This window comes from Streptomyces sp. NPDC059003, assembly GCF_042740445.1.
Taxonomy (GTDB): domain Bacteria; phylum Actinomycetota; class Actinomycetes; order Streptomycetales; family Streptomycetaceae; genus Streptomyces.
Window position 1 is genome coordinate 1 of sequence record NZ_JBHYJH010000065.1, and the last position, 14,961, is coordinate 14,961.

At 72.9% G+C, this 14,961-nt stretch carries 12 protein-coding genes and 1 pseudogene; 9 read left to right on the forward strand and 4 right to left on the reverse strand.

Translation table 11 applies throughout. The annotated features are described in order from the left end of the window. Window positions 1-150 precede the first annotated feature (150 nt). The 5 genes and pseudogenes from dxs to ACFWZ5_RS22625 form a co-directional block, all read left to right on the forward strand. Window positions 151-2,032 (forward strand): annotated as a pseudogene (dxs, locus tag ACFWZ5_RS22605) (1-deoxy-D-xylulose-5-phosphate synthase); the annotation flags it as partial. Between the two features lie 226 nt (window positions 2,033-2,258). Then, window positions 2,259-3,653 (forward strand): aspartate aminotransferase family protein, encoded by a 1,395-nt coding sequence (locus tag ACFWZ5_RS22610; RefSeq protein ID WP_384797317.1) that lies wholly within the window; start codon window positions 2,259-2,261, stop codon window positions 3,651-3,653. A 210-nt stretch (window positions 3,654-3,863) separates the two neighbouring features. Next, on the forward strand, window positions 3,864-4,925 hold the full coding sequence (locus ACFWZ5_RS22615) for a hypothetical protein (RefSeq protein ID WP_384797320.1): 1,062 nt from the start codon (window positions 3,864-3,866) through the stop codon (window positions 4,923-4,925). A gap of 142 nt (window positions 4,926-5,067) precedes the next feature. After that, entirely contained in the window at window positions 5,068-5,700 is a 633-nt protein-coding gene (locus tag ACFWZ5_RS22620) for a helix-turn-helix domain-containing protein (RefSeq protein ID WP_384797323.1), read from the forward strand. A 31-nt stretch (window positions 5,701-5,731) separates the two neighbouring features. Then, window positions 5,732-5,854 carry a DUF6126 family protein gene (locus ACFWZ5_RS22625; RefSeq protein WP_384797374.1) on the forward strand — a complete coding sequence of 41 codons (123 nt, stop codon included), beginning with the start codon at window positions 5,732-5,734 and terminating at the stop codon, window positions 5,852-5,854. Window positions 5,855-5,881: 27 nt separating this feature from the next. Here ACFWZ5_RS22625 and ACFWZ5_RS22630 read toward each other — a convergent pair whose 3' ends face one another. Next, window positions 5,882-6,679 carry a tyrosine-protein phosphatase gene (locus ACFWZ5_RS22630; protein WP_384797326.1) on the reverse strand — a complete coding sequence of 266 codons (798 nt, stop codon included), beginning with the start codon at window positions 6,677-6,679 and terminating at the stop codon, window positions 5,882-5,884. Window positions 6,680-6,951: 272 nt separating this feature from the next. Here ACFWZ5_RS22630 and ACFWZ5_RS22635 point away from each other — a divergent pair, with 272 nt between their 5' ends. From ACFWZ5_RS22635 to ACFWZ5_RS22645, 3 genes are all read left to right on the forward strand, one after another. Further along, on the forward strand, window positions 6,952-9,054 hold the full coding sequence (locus tag ACFWZ5_RS22635) for an alpha-galactosidase (RefSeq protein WP_384797329.1): 2,103 nt from the start codon (window positions 6,952-6,954) through the stop codon (window positions 9,052-9,054). A 113-nt stretch (window positions 9,055-9,167) separates the two neighbouring features. After that, window positions 9,168-9,980, forward strand: a complete 813-nt coding sequence (locus tag ACFWZ5_RS22640) for an SGNH/GDSL hydrolase family protein (protein WP_384797332.1) — start codon at window positions 9,168-9,170, stop codon at window positions 9,978-9,980. A 146-nt stretch (window positions 9,981-10,126) separates the two neighbouring features. Further along, entirely contained in the window at window positions 10,127-10,918 is a 792-nt protein-coding gene (locus tag ACFWZ5_RS22645; protein WP_384797335.1) for an SIMPL domain-containing protein, read from the forward strand. A gap of 36 nt (window positions 10,919-10,954) precedes the next feature. Here ACFWZ5_RS22645 and ACFWZ5_RS22650 read toward each other — a convergent pair whose 3' ends face one another. The 3 genes from ACFWZ5_RS22650 to ACFWZ5_RS22660 form a co-directional block, all read right to left on the reverse strand. After that, window positions 10,955-11,566 carry a TetR/AcrR family transcriptional regulator gene (locus ACFWZ5_RS22650; protein WP_384797338.1) on the reverse strand — a complete coding sequence of 204 codons (612 nt, stop codon included), beginning with the start codon at window positions 11,564-11,566 and terminating at the stop codon, window positions 10,955-10,957. A gap of 52 nt (window positions 11,567-11,618) precedes the next feature. Further along, window positions 11,619-12,920, reverse strand: a complete 1,302-nt coding sequence (locus ACFWZ5_RS22655; protein WP_384797341.1) for a Glu/Leu/Phe/Val dehydrogenase dimerization domain-containing protein — start codon at window positions 12,918-12,920, stop codon at window positions 11,619-11,621. A 70-nt stretch (window positions 12,921-12,990) separates the two neighbouring features. Then, entirely contained in the window at window positions 12,991-13,569 is a 579-nt protein-coding gene (locus tag ACFWZ5_RS22660) for a carboxymuconolactone decarboxylase family protein (protein WP_384797344.1), read from the reverse strand. A gap of 197 nt (window positions 13,570-13,766) precedes the next feature. Between ACFWZ5_RS22660 and ACFWZ5_RS22665 the strand changes: the two genes are divergently transcribed. After that, window positions 13,767-14,927, forward strand: a complete 1,161-nt coding sequence (locus ACFWZ5_RS22665; protein WP_384797377.1) for an MBL fold metallo-hydrolase — start codon at window positions 13,767-13,769, stop codon at window positions 14,925-14,927. Window positions 14,928-14,961 lie beyond the last annotated feature (34 nt).

Genomic DNA, 14,961 nt, shown 5'->3' on the forward strand with positions numbered 1-14,961 from the left:
GAAGATCGTGGAGACCCTGATCGACGAGGCCATGAAGATCGCCGAGCAGATGGAGGCCACAGGCGTCCCCGCCGGGGTGCCCGACATCACCGTGAGCTGAGCGGCACGCCGAACGGCGAGCCGGGAACGAACCAGTAAGGGGGCCCGAGCATGACCATTCTGGAGACCATCCGGGGGCCGCGGGACCTGAAGGCGCTGACCGAGGCCGACCTTGGCGAACTGGCGGAGGAGATCAGGGAGTTCCTGGTCCACGCGGTCGCGAGGACCGGCGGACATCTCGGGCCCAACCTGGGGGTGGTGGAGCTCACCATCGCCCTGCACCGCGTCTTCGAGTCACCCGTCGACCGCATCGTCTGGGACACCGGCCACCAGAGCTACGTACACAAGCTGCTCACCGGGCGGCAGGACTTCTCCAAGCTGCGCGGCAAGGGCGGCCTGTCCGGCTATCCGTCGCGCGAGGAGTCCGAGCACGACATCGTCGAGAACAGCCACGCGTCGACCGCGCTCGGCTGGGCGGACGGGCTCGCCAAGGCCCGCCAGGTGCTCGGCGAGCGCGGGCACGTCGTGGCCGTCATCGGCGACGGCGCGCTCACCGGCGGCATGGCGTGGGAGGCGCTCAACAACATCGCGGCCGCGAAGGACCGGCCGCTGATCATCGTCGTGAACGACAACGAGCGCAGCTACGCCCCCACCATCGGCGGCCTCGCCAACCACCTCGCCACGCTGCGCACCACCGACGGCTACGAGCAGGTGCTCGCCTGGGGCAAGGACGTCCTCCAGCGCACCCCCGTCGTCGGCCGGACGCTGTACGAGTCGCTGCACGGCGCCAAGAAGGGCTTCAAGGACGCCTTCGCGCCGCAGGGCATGTTCGAGGACCTGGGCCTGAAGTACGTCGGGCCGATCGACGGGCACGACACCAGGGCCGTGGAGTCGGCGCTGCGCCGCGCGAAGCGCTTCCACGGTCCCGTGCTCGTCCACTGCCTCACCGAGAAGGGCCGCGGCTACGAACCCGCGCTCGCCGACGACGCCGACCGCTTCCACACCGTCGGCGTCATGGACCCGCTGACCTGCGAGCCGCTCGCCCCGTCCAACGGCCCCTCGTGGACGTCGGTGTTCGGTGACGAGCTCGTGCGGATCGGCGCCGAGCGCGACGACGTCGTGGCGATCACTGCGGCCATGCTGCACCCGGTGGGGCTCACCAAGTTCGCCGAGGCCTACCCGGACCGCGTGTGGGACGTCGGGATCGCCGAGCAGCACGCGGCGGTGTCCGCGGCCGGGCTCGCCACCGGCGGCCTGCACCCCGTCGTCGCGGTCTACGCCACCTTCCTCAACCGCGCCTTCGACCAGCTCCTGATGGACGTCGCGCTGCACCGGTGCGGGGTGACGTTCGTGCTCGACCGGGCCGGAGTCACCGGAGTTGACGGACCGTCACACAACGGCATGTGGGACATGTCGGTCCTCCAGGTCGTACCGGGCCTCAGACTCGCGGCGCCGCGCGACGCCGACCAGCTGCGCGTCCAGCTGCGCGAAGCGATCGCCGTCGACGACGCGCCCACGGTCCTGCGCTTCCCGAAGGAGTCGGTCGGGTCTCCGATCCCGGCGGTCGACCGCGTCGGCGGGATGGACGTCCTCGCCGCGGACCCGGACCCGGACGTGCTGCTCGTCGCCGTCGGCGTGCTGGCCCCCGTCTGCCTCCGGGCCGCCGAGCTGCTGCGGGAGCGGGGGATCGGCTGCACCGTGGTCGACCCGCGCTGGGTCAAGCCCGTCGACGCGGAGCTGCCGCCGCTGGCCGCGCGGCACCGCCTGGTCGCGGTCGTCGAGGACAACAGCCGGGCGTCCGGCGTCGGCGCGGCGGTCGCCCTCGCGCTCGCGGACGCCGAAGTGGACATCCCCGTACGGCGGTTCGGCATCCCGGAGCAGTTCCTCGCGCACGCCAAGCGCGGCGAGGTCCTCGCGGACCTGGGACTCACCCCGGCCGAGATCGCCGGGCGGATCAGCGCGACGATCGCCCGCAAGGCGGCGGCCGGGGCGGAAGGGATGGAAGGGACGGCAGGGGCGGAAGGGACGGCAGGTGCGGTCGGCATCGGCGCGCAGGGGGCCGCCGTCGAGGCCGGGGCCGAGGAAGCGGCCGGTGCCACCGGCGAGGAGCGGGCCGGTGCCACTGCCCGCAACGAGCGGGCCGGTGCCACAGCCGGCGACGAGCGGGCCGGTGCGGCCGGCATGGAGCGAGCCGGTGCGGCCGGCGAGGAGAACCGGGCATGACCAGCATGAGCAAGGAGTTCGACCTCGGCAGACTGCTCGCCGAGCGCGGCGGAGAGCGGTACGAACTGCACACCCGCCACCTCAACCACCAGCTGCCGCGCATGCTCCACACCATCGGCTTCGACAAGGTCTACGAGCGCGCCGAGGGCGCCTACTTCTGGGACGCGGACGGCAACGACTACCTCGACATGCTCGCCGGCTTCGGCGTGATGGGGCTCGGCCGCCACCACCCCGTCGTACGCAAGGCGCTGCACGACGTGCTCGACGCCTCGCTCGCCGACCTGACGCGCTTCGACTGCCAGCCGCTGCCCGGACTCCTCGCGGAGGAACTGCTGCGGCACAGCCCGTACCTGGACCGGGTGTTCTTCGGCAACAGCGGCACCGAAGCCGTGGAGACCGCCCTGAAGTTCGCGCGGTACGCGACGGGCAGGCCGCGTGTCCTGTACTGCGCGCACGCCTTCCACGGCCTGACCACCGGGTCGCTCTCGGTGAACGGCGAGACCGGCTTCCGCGACGGCTTCGCGCCGCTGCTCCCCGACACCGCGGTGCCGCTCGGCGACCTCGACGCGCTGCGCCGGGAGCTGCGGCGCGGCGACGTCGCCGCGCTGATCGTCGAGCCCATCCAGGGCAAGGGCGTGCACGAGACTCCGCCCGGCTATCTGCGGGCCGCCCAGGACCTCCTGCACCAGCACAAGGCGCTCCTCATCGCCGACGAGGTGCAGACCGGCCTCGGCAGGACCGGCGCCTTCTACGCCCACCAGCACGAGGAGGGCGTCGAGCCCGACCTGGTGTGCGTGGCCAAGGCGCTGTCGGGCGGCTACGTCCCGGTCGGGGCGACCCTCGGCAAGGACTGGATCTTCAAGAAGGTCTACTCGTCGATGGACCGCGTGCTCGTGCACTCGGCGAGCTTCGGGTCCAACGCGCAGGCCATGGCGGCGGGGCTCGCCGTCCTCGCCGTCATGCGGGACGAGAAGACCGTCGAGAACGCGCGCGTGACGGGGGAGCTCCTGAAGTCCAGGCTCACGGCCCTGGTGGACCGCTACGAACTGCTCAGTGACGTGCGCGGGCGCGGCCTGATGGTCGGCATCGAGTTCGGCAGGCCCAAGTCGCTGAAGCTGCGCAGCCGCTGGGCGATGCTGCAGGCCGCGCGCAAGGGCCTGTTCGCGCAGATGGTCGTCGTACCGCTGCTGCAGAAGCACCGGATCCTCACGCAGGTGTCCGGCGACCACCTGGAGGTCATCAAGCTCATCCCGCCCCTGACGGTGGGGGAGAAGGAGGTCGACCGGTTCGTCGAGGCCTTCACGGCGGTCATGGATGACGCGCACAGCGGGGGCGGTCTCATGTGGGACTTCGGGAAGACGCTGGTGAAGCAGGCGGTGGCGAACCGCTGACTTGTGGGTGGCTGTCCTGGCGGCAGGACGGCACGCATTATCACGTACCGGCCCGCTGTTCCATGGCGCAGCGGCGGCTTTGCTGAACCTGCGCCATTCCGCGGCCTTTTGACGTCGCCGACGCCTCTGATGGAGGGCGTGACTGACACGCTTGCTCGGGAACGCAACACGCTGTCCTTGCTGCCCTTGTTGCATGAACCGAGGAGAATCATGAGACGTACGAATGGTGTCGCCGGCGTCCTGCTTTCGGCGGGTCTGGTGGCGTCGCTGGTCGGTGTCGCGGCACCCGCCGCCGCTGCCGCCGAACCGGCGGCCTGTGCGTGGACACCGACCAACCTGCCGATACCCGCCGGCGCGACGACCGGCACGGTGTTCGCGGCCGACGGCAGCGGCGGTTACGCGGGCACGACCACGGACGGCTCGAATTACGGGAAAGACAACCACGCCGTGGTGTGGAAGAACGGAAAGGTCACCGACTACGGCTACCTGAACGACCCCGACTATGTGAAGGGGGTCGAAATCGATGGGGTGAACGACGCCGGGACGGTCATCGGAATTGCCCGCCGGAAGGACGGGAACTACCACGCCATTCGTTCGCGCAACGGCAAGATCGAGCGCCTGCCCGAACCGGCCGGAACCGACGTTTCTTCGGTGCGTGGCATCAACGACAAGGGTGACATCGTCGGCAGCGTCGGGACGGTCGTCGACAACATCAGGCGTTTCCGTCCGGTGATCTGGCCCGCCGACCAGCCCGGGAAGGTGGTCGATCTGACCGGAGTGCCCGAGGAGACGCCGATCCCGTGGGGCATCGACCAGGACGGCACCGTGCTGCTCCTGGCGGGCCCCAGCAACGCGCGGGTCCCCTACCTCTGGAAGGACGGCAAGGCGCGCGCACTGCCCCTCCCCAAGGGGGCTTGGGACGTCGCCCTGCGCGGAATCTCGAACGGCCGTGTCGTCGCCGACGTCAAGACCTACAACCCCGGCTACGCGCACCTGGGCGTGCTGTGGGACCGCGACGGACAGCCGCAGGTGCTGCCGCGGAACGAGGGCATCCGGGGCATCAACCGCAACGGTCAGATCGTCGGGGTCACCGATACGTCCGGCACGACGGAGTACGGCGTGTGGCAGCTGGCGACGCTCAGCTCCACGCTGAAGCAGACCTCCGAGCTCGGCCTGGAACTCGCCGCGACCAGTGGCGACAACAGCCTCGGCGGCCGGAGCTGGAAGAACCCCGACGGCCGGATCAAGCCGACGGTGTGGAACTGCCGCTGAGGATCTCCTGAGGAGCCCCTGAGGAGCCGCTGGAGGAGGCGCTGAGCAGCCGTCGAGCGGCCGACTCCGTGGGGAATCCTGATCGTTTGCCTACGGGGCAATAAATTTGCCCCGTAGGTAAGGCTCTGGCTCAATCGACCGTATGAGCCATGCCACCCCGGACGACGAGGAGGCGGCCGACGCGCTGCCTGCCGTCGCCCCTCAGCTGCGTGAGCTGCGCCGCCGTGCCGTGCTGACCCTGGAGGCCGCGGCCCGTGCGGCGGGACTCTCGCCCGCGCACCTGTCGCGGCTCGAGACCGGGCAGCGCCAGCCGTCCCTGCCGATGCTGCTCACCCTCGCCCGTACCTACGGTACGACGGTGTCGGAGCTGCTCGGCGAGACGCCCGCCGACCGGGACGCCGTCGTGCGCGCCCCGCAGATGGAGCCCACCGCCGCCGGAGGCTGGACCTACTGGCAGGCGGGCTCTCCCGGCCGCGGCATGCAGGCCCTGCGCGTGCACGTGCCGCACGGCGCGCAGGGCGACATCGTCCGCGTACATCCGGGCGAGGAGTGGCTGTACGTCCTCCAAGGGCGGGTGCGCCTGCGCCTCGGCGACACCTCGTACACCCTCGCACCCGGCGACAGCGCGCACTTCGACTCGCTGACACCGCACCGGATCGCCGCCGTGGACCACGGCGGCGCCGACTTCCTCTTCGTGCACACCTTGCTGCAGAGCCCTGCCGCCGCGCTCTGTCTCGGCGGCCCTACCAGGGGAGACCGACATGACGGAATCTGAACCGCAGGAGTCGGGCCAGCCCCGCCGCCGCATGGTCCTGGAGGAGAAGTTCCCGCGCGCCCTGTGGATACGGCTGATCATCTACGTCGCCGTGGGCCACCTGTTCGCCGGCTTCATCTATCTGCTGTTCGTCCTCGGCGGCCAGAACCAGTAGGGGAACCCGTAGGGGTCCCCGAGCCCGTCAGTCCAGGAGGCGCTCGCGCAGGCGGTCACGGGTCTCCGGAGCCAGGCCGAGCCCCTGGGCGAGATACGTGTCCGTGTCGCCCCACGTCTGCTCGATGGTCGTGAAGGCCGCCGCCAGGTACTCGGCGCGGGCCTCGAACAGCGGGCTCAGGAGCGCCATGACCTCGGGGGACATGGCGTCGGGCGACGAGCTGCTGCGGTGCACCTTGTAGCGGCGGTGGGCCGCGTTGGACTTCAGGTAGTCCGCCTCGATGGCCTCCCGCTCCACGCCGACGGCGAGGAGCGTCACGGCGATCGACAGGCCCGCGCGGTCCTTGCCCGCCGCGCAGTGCATGAGCGCGGGCAGGCTGTCCTCGGCCAGGGCGTGCAGGACCCGGCTGTGCTCGGGCGCCCGCTCCTTGATCATCACGCGGTACGAGGCCGACATGCGGTCCGCCGCCCTGCCGTCGGACAGGACCGTGCGCAGCTCGTCGACGTGGCCGTCGCGGACCATCTTCCAGAACTCGGCGCCGTCCGCCGGGTCGGACAGCGGCAGGTTCACGTTGCGCACGCCGGGCAGCTCGACGTCCGGGCCCTCCAGGCGCTGGTCGGCGGCGTTGCGGAAGTCGAAGACCGTGCGCAGGCCGAGCGAGGAGAGGAACGTCGCGTCGGCCGCGGTGGCGTGGGCGAGGTGCCCGCTGCGGAACAGGACGCCGTGGCGCACCCGGCGGCCGTCGACGGTCGGCAGGCCGCCCACGTCACGGAAGTTGCGCACACCGGCAAGGTCGGGTTCGGTCGACGGGACCTGCTGCGTCACGGGGTCTCCTCTTGATCGGGGACGGCACGGAGGACTCGCGCGGGGGCGGCTCGCCCCGCGGCCCGGGCGGCGCGGGTCGTCGACCGCGCCGATGATCGGACTGCGCACTGGTTGTGCCTTCGACGATACGACATGGGTTCCTCAGGCAATCAGTGCCGCGGAGGGGCGTGCACGGGCGTTGCCCCGGCGGTCGGATGGGCTCGAAGATGTGCGGTGACGCGCGTGCCTGTCGATTTCTGTTGACCCGTGATCTGTAGGCCCCTGGGGGTTTGATGATCGAGGTAGGCGAAGACGGCCGCACCTGGCTGCTCTCGGGCCCCACCAGCAGTTACGCGCTCCACCTCACCAACCGCGACGAGCTGCTCCACCTGCACTGGGGCCCGCGCCTCGCGCTCGCCGACGCCGAGGCACTCGCCGCCGGGCCGCCGGGGGCCGTGCGGCCCTTCGAGTCGCGTCTCGACGGGCGTGAGGAGTACCCCGTCGAGGGCGGCCCCCGGTTCGTGCACCCCGCGCTCTCCGTACGCGGCGGCGGGGTGCGCGGCACCGAGTGGCGGTTCACGAGCGCGAGCGCCGAGGCGGACGAGCTCCAGCTGTCCTTCACCGACGCCGTGCACCGGCTGGAGGTCCTGCTCGACTACCGGCTGCGCGGCGACGTCGTCGAGCGGTACGCCGTCCTCGTCCACCGAGGAGACGAGGGCGACCCGGACCTGGAGGTCCTGCGCGCCGACTCGGCGACCTGGACGCTGCCGCGCCGCGAGCGCTGGCGCCTGTCGCAGCTGCACGGGCGCTGGGCGGCGGAGTCCCGGCTCGTACGCGGCGACCTCACGTACGGCGAAAAGGTCATCGGCAGCCGCCGCGGGCACACCGGCCACGAGCACCTGCCCTGGGTGGCGCTCGACGCCGACGGCGCCACCGAGGAGCGCGGCGAGGTCTACAGCTGCGCGCTCGCCTGGTCCGGGTCGTGGCGCGTCGCGGTGCACCAACTCCCGGACGGCGCCGTGCAGATCACGGGCGGCGCCGGGCACGACGACTCCGGACAGGCACTGCTCGCCCCCGGCACCGCCATGGTCACGCCCGTCTTCGCGGGGCTGTGGAGCGACGGAGGCTTCGGCGGGGCGAGCCGGGCCTGGCACGCCTACCAGCGGGAGCACGTCATCCCGGACGCCGACGAGGTGCGGCCCGTGCTCTACAACTCCTGGGAGGCCACCGGGTTCGACATCTCCGCCGACCAGCAGCGGGCGCTCGCGGCGCGGGCCGCGGAGCTCGGCGTGGAGCTGTTCGTCGTCGACGACGCGTGGTTCGGACGGCGCGTCAGCGACCGGGCCGGGCTCGGCGACTGGACACCCAACCCGGACCGCTTCCCCGGCGGCCTCAAGCCGCTCGCGGACGAGGTGCACGCCCTGGGCATGCGGTTCGGCATCTGGGTCGAGCCGGAGATGGTCAACCAGGACAGCGACCTGTACCGCGCGCACCCCGACTGGGTCCAGCACCACCCGGGCCGCGGCCGCACCGAGTTCCGCAACCAGCTCGTCCTGAACCTCGCCCGCCGCGACGTCCAGGACCACCTGTGGGAACAGCTCGACGCGCTCCTGTCCGGCGCGCCCGTCGACTACGTGAAGTGGGACTTCAACCGCAGCTTCACGGACGCGGGCTGGCCGGGCGCCGCCTACCCCCAACGGCTGTGGGCCGCCCACGTGCACGCCTTCTACGACCTGCTCGACCGGCTGCGGGCCGCGCACCCCACCGTCGCCTTCGAGTCCTGCTCGGGCGGCGGCGGCCGGGTCGACCTCGGCGTCCTCTCCCGCACCGACCAGGTGTGGACGTCCGACAACACCGACCCGTCGGACCGGCTTGCCATTCAGTACGGTTTCAGCCAACTCCATCCGGCCCGCGTGATGGCCGCCTGGGTCACCGACAGCCCTAACACACAGCTGAACGGCCGGGTGAGTTCACTGCGGTTCCGCTTCGTCAGCGCGATGGCCGGGGTGCTCGGCGTGGGCGGCGACCTGACCCGGTGGAGCGCGGCCGAACTCGCCGAAGCGCGCGGCTGGGTGGAGCTGTACAAGCAGATCAGGCCCGTGGTGCAGCGCGGCGAGCAGTACCGCCTGCGCGCCCCGGACGGCGGCCTGAGCGCCACGCAGTACGTCCTCGGGGACGAGACCGTCGTCCTCGCCTGGCTGCAGGCGCAGTCGTACGGGGAGGAGCCGCCGCCGGTGCGGCTGCGCGGGCTCGACCCCGCGGCGGCGTACGAGTGCCGCGAGACGGGACGGGTGCACCGCGGCGCCGTGCTGCTCCACCACGGCCTGCGCACCGGTCTCCACGGGGACCTGGACGCGGCGGTGTTCCGGCTGCGACGCGTGCCGACGCCGGACTGACGCGTGGACCGTATTCCGGCTTGGCGCAATCTTGACCAATGGCCTTTATCACCCCTCGTCAAGCCCTTATTACGATGGCGTAGGTCACTTGCCGCCAGGAAAGATGTGGCAACGTGACAGCAGAGTCGACACCTTTCACCAAGAACGCACCCAGCGCACCTACGGACACCTTCGCCTCCTACGCGGCGGTCGGCGACAGCTTCACCGAGGGCGTGGGGGACCCCGGGCCCGACGGGTCCTTCATCGGCTGGGCCGACCGGCTCGCCGTCCTGCTCGACGACCTGGCCCCGGAGCACACGTTCCGGTACGCCAACCTCGCCGTGCGCGGCAAGCTGCTCGACCAGATCGTCGCGGACCAGGTGCCGCGGGCGAAGGAGCTCGCGCCCGACCTGGTCACCTTCGCCGCGGGCGGCAACGACATCATCCGCCCCGGCACCGACCCGGACGAGGTCGCCGAGCGCTTCGAGCGGGCCGTCGCCGACCTCGCGTCGGCCGTCGGCACCGTCGTCGTCACCACCGGGTTCGACACCCGCGGCGTGGCCCTCCTGAAGCACCTGCGCGGCAAGATCGCCACGTACAACGGCCATGTCCGCGCCGTCGCCGACCGGTACGGCTGCCCGGTGCTCGACCTGTGGTCGCTGAAGTCCGTGCAGGACCGGCGGGCCTGGGACGACGACCGCCTGCACCTGTCGCCCGAGGGGCACACGCGCGTGGCGCTGCGCGCGGCCCAGGTCCTCGGCCTGCGGGTGCCCGCCGACCCGGAGCAGCCGTGGCCGCCGCTGCCGCCGCGCGGCACGCTCGAGGAGCGGCGCGACGACATCCACTGGGCGCGCGAGCACCTGGTGCCGTGGATCGGGCGACGGCTGCGCGGGGAGTCGTCGGGCGACCATGTGGAGGCCAAGCGGCCGGACTTGATGCCCCTGTAGTTGCCTGCGGCACCTGCGACCGGGGGGTTGGACCGGTGCAGTGACAGGGCGGGAGTGGCGGCCTCACGCGCGCGTGCGCGGGTGCTGGGATGTCGGCCAGCCGTCCCTTCGGGGGCGCACGACCGGCCCATCGGAAGGACCCCGCCATGCCCGTACGTCTCCTCACTCGGCCCGTACGCCGCCCTGCCCGGCCCGGGCGCCCGCTCGCCGCGGCCGTCGCCGTGCTCGCCGTGTTCGGCCTGCCCGCCGCGCCCGCGGTCGCGGTCGAAGCGGCTGCCGCGCCTGCCGCCTCCGCCGCCCTGCGGGACCCCGACGCGGCCACCGTGACCGTCACCGGCGCGGGCAGCGCGAGCGCCGCACCGGACCTGGCGACCGTCACCGCGGGCGTCGAGGTGACCGCGCCGACGACCGGGAAGGCGCTCAAGGCGCACAAGAAGGCGGCCGACGCGCTCCTCGCCGCCGTGCGCGCCGCGGGCGTCGCCGAGCGGGACGTCCGCACGGAGAACGTCAGCCTGTCGCCCGTGTACGAGCACAAGGACGGGACGTCCAAGCTCACCGGCTACCAGGCCGCGCAGACGTTCTCGATCAAGGTCCGTGAGGTGGCCGACACCGGCAGGGTCGCCCAGGCCGCCATGGACGCGGCCGGCGACGCGGGCCGGATCCACGGGGTGAGCTTCGACGTCGCCGACAAGGGCGAACTGCGGGCGCGGGCGCGCGAGGCCGCGTACCACGACGCCCGCGCCAAGGCCGAGCAGTACGCGGAGCTGAGCGGTCGGCGGCTCGGTCGCGTCGTCTCGATCAGCGAGAGCGACGGGGCGTACCCGCGCCCGATGGCCGTGCCCACGGAAGCCCTCGCCAAGGACGCGGCCGCCGTGCCGGTCGCGCCCGGCGAGATCGAGGACCACGTGACGCTGACCGTCACGTACGAGCTGGACTGACCCGACCCGACCGTCGGCCCGGGGGAGGAGCGGGGCTCAGGCCCGCAGGTCCGCGAGGGTCAGGCCGAGCTCGCGGGCCAGGGCCTCGTCCGTCCACGCCCGGGCCCGCGCACGGGACAGCGCGCCCGGGTAGGCGGTCATCTGGACGGCGAGGCCGTCGAGGAGGGCCGTCAGGCGCAGTGCCGCGCCCATCGGGTCGGGGCAGCGGAACTCGCCCGCGGCCACGCCCTCCGCGATGACCTCGGCGAGCGCCGCCTTCCAGCGCCGGTCGAGATCGCGCGTCACCGCCCGCAGCGCGGGTTCCCGCACGGCCGCCGCCCAGCCCTCGATCCACAGCCGCCACCCCTTGGCCTGGCCCGTCGGCGCGTACCAGCGGATCGCGGCCCGCAGCTTGCGCACCGTGGTCGTGCGGCGGTCGAGGAGCTTGTTCAGGCGCGCGAGGTCGCCCTCCGCGGCGTGGGCGAACGCGGCGGCGACCAGCTCGTCCTTGGTCGAGAAGTGGTACAGGACGAGCGCGTTGCTCACCCCGAGCGCGGCCGCGACGTCGGCGATGCGCACGGCCGCCACGCCCCGCGCCTCGATCTGCTCGACGGTGGCGGACAGCAGCTCCACCCGCCGCTCCACCACGCTCAGCCGCACTCTCGTCACGCCGTGCACCTTACCTACGGGGCAGCTGAGCACCGTACCTACGGGGCAACACCTACGGGGCGACGGCCCCCTGCCGGTGGACCTGCGCCGTGCCGTACCAGCCGAACCGTTCGGCGATCTCCGGCAGGCGGTCGTCGACCACGGCGTGCGCGGCGGCGCGCGGTGTCGTGTCGTCCCGCTCCGCGCGCGCGAGGACCTGCTCGACGAGGGCGCGCATGGACCGGCGGGTGTGGGCGAAGGCCTCGTCGGCCATGGCGGCACCCCTGGAGGCGGAGCCGATGTCGCCGAACAGGGTCCACCACCACCAGGCGTTGGTGGCCGAGTTCACGACGACGTCCGGCAGGACCGTGATGCCGCGCCCGGCGAGCAGCCGCTCCGCCTCCGGCAGGACCGGCATGTTCGCCGCCTCGGCGATCCAGCGGGCCGTGATCCGGTCCTGGTTGGCCGCGTCGACGGCGTACGACACCGCGGCGGGCACCAGGACCTCGACGTCCGCGCTCAGCCAGGCGTCGTCGGGCAGCTCCTGGTCGCCGGGGCGCAGCGCCGTGCGGTCGACGGTCCCGTACGCGTCGCGGGCGGACAGGAGCGCCTCCACGTCGAGGCCCTCCGGGTTGGCGACCGTGCCCTTGATGTCGGCGACGGCCACGACCGTGAGCCCCGCGCGCGCGAGGAAGCGGGCGGTCGCGCCGCCCATGGTGCCGAGGCCCTGCACGGCCACGCGCGCGTGGCGGCGGTCGACGCCCGCCGCGTCGAGCGCGGTGAGCACGGACTCCGCGACACCGCAGCCGCCGACGAGCGCGTCGAGCCCGATCCCGTCGACCGTGACGGCGAACGCGTCCGCGAGCCGCCGCCGCGCCGCCGCCTCGTCGTCCAGGAGCGGGTAGACGGCCTGCACGGACGAGGTCAGGCCCGCCTCCGCCGCGGCCCGGTCGACGAGGTCCTGGGTCAGGCCCAGGTCCTCCCCGGTGGTCCAGCAGGACTCGACGTACGGGCGCATCGCGCGCAGATAGCGCACGAGCACGCCGTACGCCGCCGGGTCCCGCGGGTCGCAGTCGATGCCGCCCTTGGCGCCGCCCAGCGGGATGTAGCGGGCCCGCGGGTCGTAGTGCAGGGCCTCCTTCATCGTCATGCCGCGGGCGAGCCCGGCGACCTCCTCGCGCGTGCAGCCCGGCCGCATCCGCAGGCCTCCGCTGCACACGCCGCGCACGAGCCGGTCGACGACGAGGAAGCCCCGGCAGCCGGTGACGTGGTCGGTCCAGGTGAGCGACAGGAAGGGCGCGGAGTTGGCGGAGGCGGACGGTGCCGAGGCGGGGGCGGTCGGTGCCGAGTCGGTCGGCGCGGAGGTCGTGGGCATGCGGTCTCCCGAGGATGGCTACTGAATGTCCAGTCAGTAGCCAGTACACCACGGGCGGCCTGCGGTGCGGTCAGCCGGCCTCGTGGGCCTGCCGCGCCGGCGCGTCGCGCAGGTCGCAGAACTCCTTGAAGCCCTGACTGGTCAGGCCCATCGCGGAGTTGAAGCGCGAGCGCAGGTTCTCGACGGCCACGATGGTGGTGAGCTCGACGAAGGCGGGCTCGCCGAGCCGCCCGAGCAGCCGCCGCGCGAGCTCGTCGTCCACCTCGGGCGGCGTCGCCGTCACCGCCTCCGCGTACTCCATGACGTCGCGCTCCAGCGGCGTGTAGGCCTCGCTCTCGCGCCACAGCGGCACGTCGTGCAGCTTCTGCGGGTCCATGCCGAGCTTGTGGCCCTCCCAGTAGCCGAAGTCCATGCACCAGGAGCAGCCGATCGAGGCCGCCGACGCCATCACGGCGAGCTCCTTCAGGCCCGCGTCCAGCTTCTTCCACTTGGCGACGGACTGCTCGAAGCGCAGGTAGGACCAGAGGACCCGGCGGTGGTGGGCCATCGCCCTGCCCGGGTCGAGGACCTTGCCGTAGGCGCGCTTCGAGTACCACTCCATGGCGCGGAAGAGCAGCGAGCGGGGCGGGGTGAGCGAGATGCGGGCCATGGTGGCCACCTCCAAGGCGTACGGGGCGTTTTTCGCCGCTTCACCGAGGAGACGGATCACGGACGCGCGGATGTGACATCGGTGGTGAGACCGGCCCTCAGGCCGGTCCCGGCGGCCGCTGTCAGAGGGGGCGCACATAATGGGGGGAGCCTGAGCAGCCTGTTCCTGGAGGTGCCGTGTCCCGCTCCCTGAGCCCCATGCTCCGCTCGCTGCGGCCGGTCGCCTTCGGCGCCGAGCCCGCCGGGGAGCGGCTCGCGCGCATCCACAGCTCGCCGCACTTCGCGAACGGCTCGTTCCAGAACCCGGTGGGAGCGCGGACCAGACCGTCCGGCTCGGCCCTGGCGTTCGCGCGGGTCTACTTCCGCAGGGAGGACCGCGCCCGCCGCGCCCCCGCGGGCCACGTCCCGGTGCACGCGACGACGCTCGCGGACCTGGCCAGGCCCCCGGCGAGCGGCCTCAGGCTCACCTGGATGGGGCACTCCAGCGTCCTCGCCGAGATCGACGGGCGCCGGGTGCTCTTCGACCCGGTGTGGGGCGAGCGGTGCTCGCCGTTCTCCTTCGCCGGGCCGCGGCGGCTGCACCCCGTGCCGGTGCCGCTCGCGGCCCTCGGCCCGGTCGACGCGGTCGTCATCTCGCACGACCACTACGACCACCTGGACCTGCCCAGCATCAAGGCGCTCGCGGGCACGGACACGGTGTTCGCCGTGCCGCTGGGCGTCGGCGCGCACCTGGAGCACTGGGGCGTGCCCGCGGAGCGCCTGCGCGAGCTCGACTGGCACGAGTCCACCCGGATCGCGGGCCTGACCCTGACGGCGACGCCCGCGCGGCACTTCTGCGGCCGCGGCCTGCGCAACCAGCAGCACACGCTGTGGGCGTCCTGGTGCGTGACGGGCCCCGAGCACCGCGTGTTCCACAGCGGCGACACCGGCTACTTCCCGGGGTTCGAGGACATCGGCGCCCAGTACGGCCCGTTCGACGCCACGATGATCCAGATCGGGGCGTACTCGGACTTCTGGCCCGACATCCACATGCGGCCCGAAGAGGGCCTGCGCGCGCACCTGGACCTCCAGGGCGGACGGCCGCGCGGCGTGCTGCTCCCGATCCACTGGGGCACGTTCAACCTCGCGCCGCACGCCTGGTCGGAGCCCGGCGAGGGCACGCTCGCCGCCGCCCGTGCGGCGGGCGCCGCGGTCGCGCTGCCCATCCCCGGCGAGCCCTTCGAGCCGTCGTCCGACGCGATGCCGGTCGCCCCGTGGTGGCGCGACATCGCCGTCGCCCCGGCGGAGGGTGGCCCGGCCGAGGCCCGGCGGCAGCCGCCCCTGGACGCGTCCGACCCGGAGACCGCGCCCGTCGGCTGACGGCACCTGTCAGCCGACGGCGCCCTTCCGCTGA

Excerpts from the sequence above, each read along its gene's own strand:
- ACFWZ5_RS22610 (WP_384797317.1), top strand. The coding sequence starts at position 2,259 with ATGACCAGCATGAGCAAGGAGTTCGACCTCGGCAGACTGCTCGCCGAG.
- ACFWZ5_RS22615 (WP_384797320.1), top strand. The coding sequence starts at position 3,864 with ATGAGACGTACGAATGGTGTCGCCGGCGTCCTGCTTTCGGCGGGTCTG.
- ACFWZ5_RS22620 (WP_384797323.1), top strand. The coding sequence starts at position 5,068 with ATGAGCCATGCCACCCCGGACGACGAGGAGGCGGCCGACGCGCTGCCT.
- ACFWZ5_RS22625 (WP_384797374.1), top strand. The coding sequence starts at position 5,732 with ATGGTCCTGGAGGAGAAGTTCCCGCGCGCCCTGTGGATACGGCTGATC.
- ACFWZ5_RS22635 (WP_384797329.1), top strand. The coding sequence starts at position 6,952 with ATGATCGAGGTAGGCGAAGACGGCCGCACCTGGCTGCTCTCGGGCCCC.
- ACFWZ5_RS22645 (WP_384797335.1), top strand. The coding sequence starts at position 10,127 with ATGCCCGTACGTCTCCTCACTCGGCCCGTACGCCGCCCTGCCCGGCCC.
- ACFWZ5_RS22655 (WP_384797341.1), bottom strand. The coding sequence starts at position 12,920 with ATGCCCACGACCTCCGCGCCGACCGACTCGGCACCGACCGCCCCCGCC.
- ACFWZ5_RS22660 (WP_384797344.1), bottom strand. The coding sequence starts at position 13,569 with ATGGCCCGCATCTCGCTCACCCCGCCCCGCTCGCTGCTCTTCCGCGCC.
- ACFWZ5_RS22665 (WP_384797377.1), top strand. The coding sequence starts at position 13,767 with ATGCTCCGCTCGCTGCGGCCGGTCGCCTTCGGCGCCGAGCCCGCCGGG.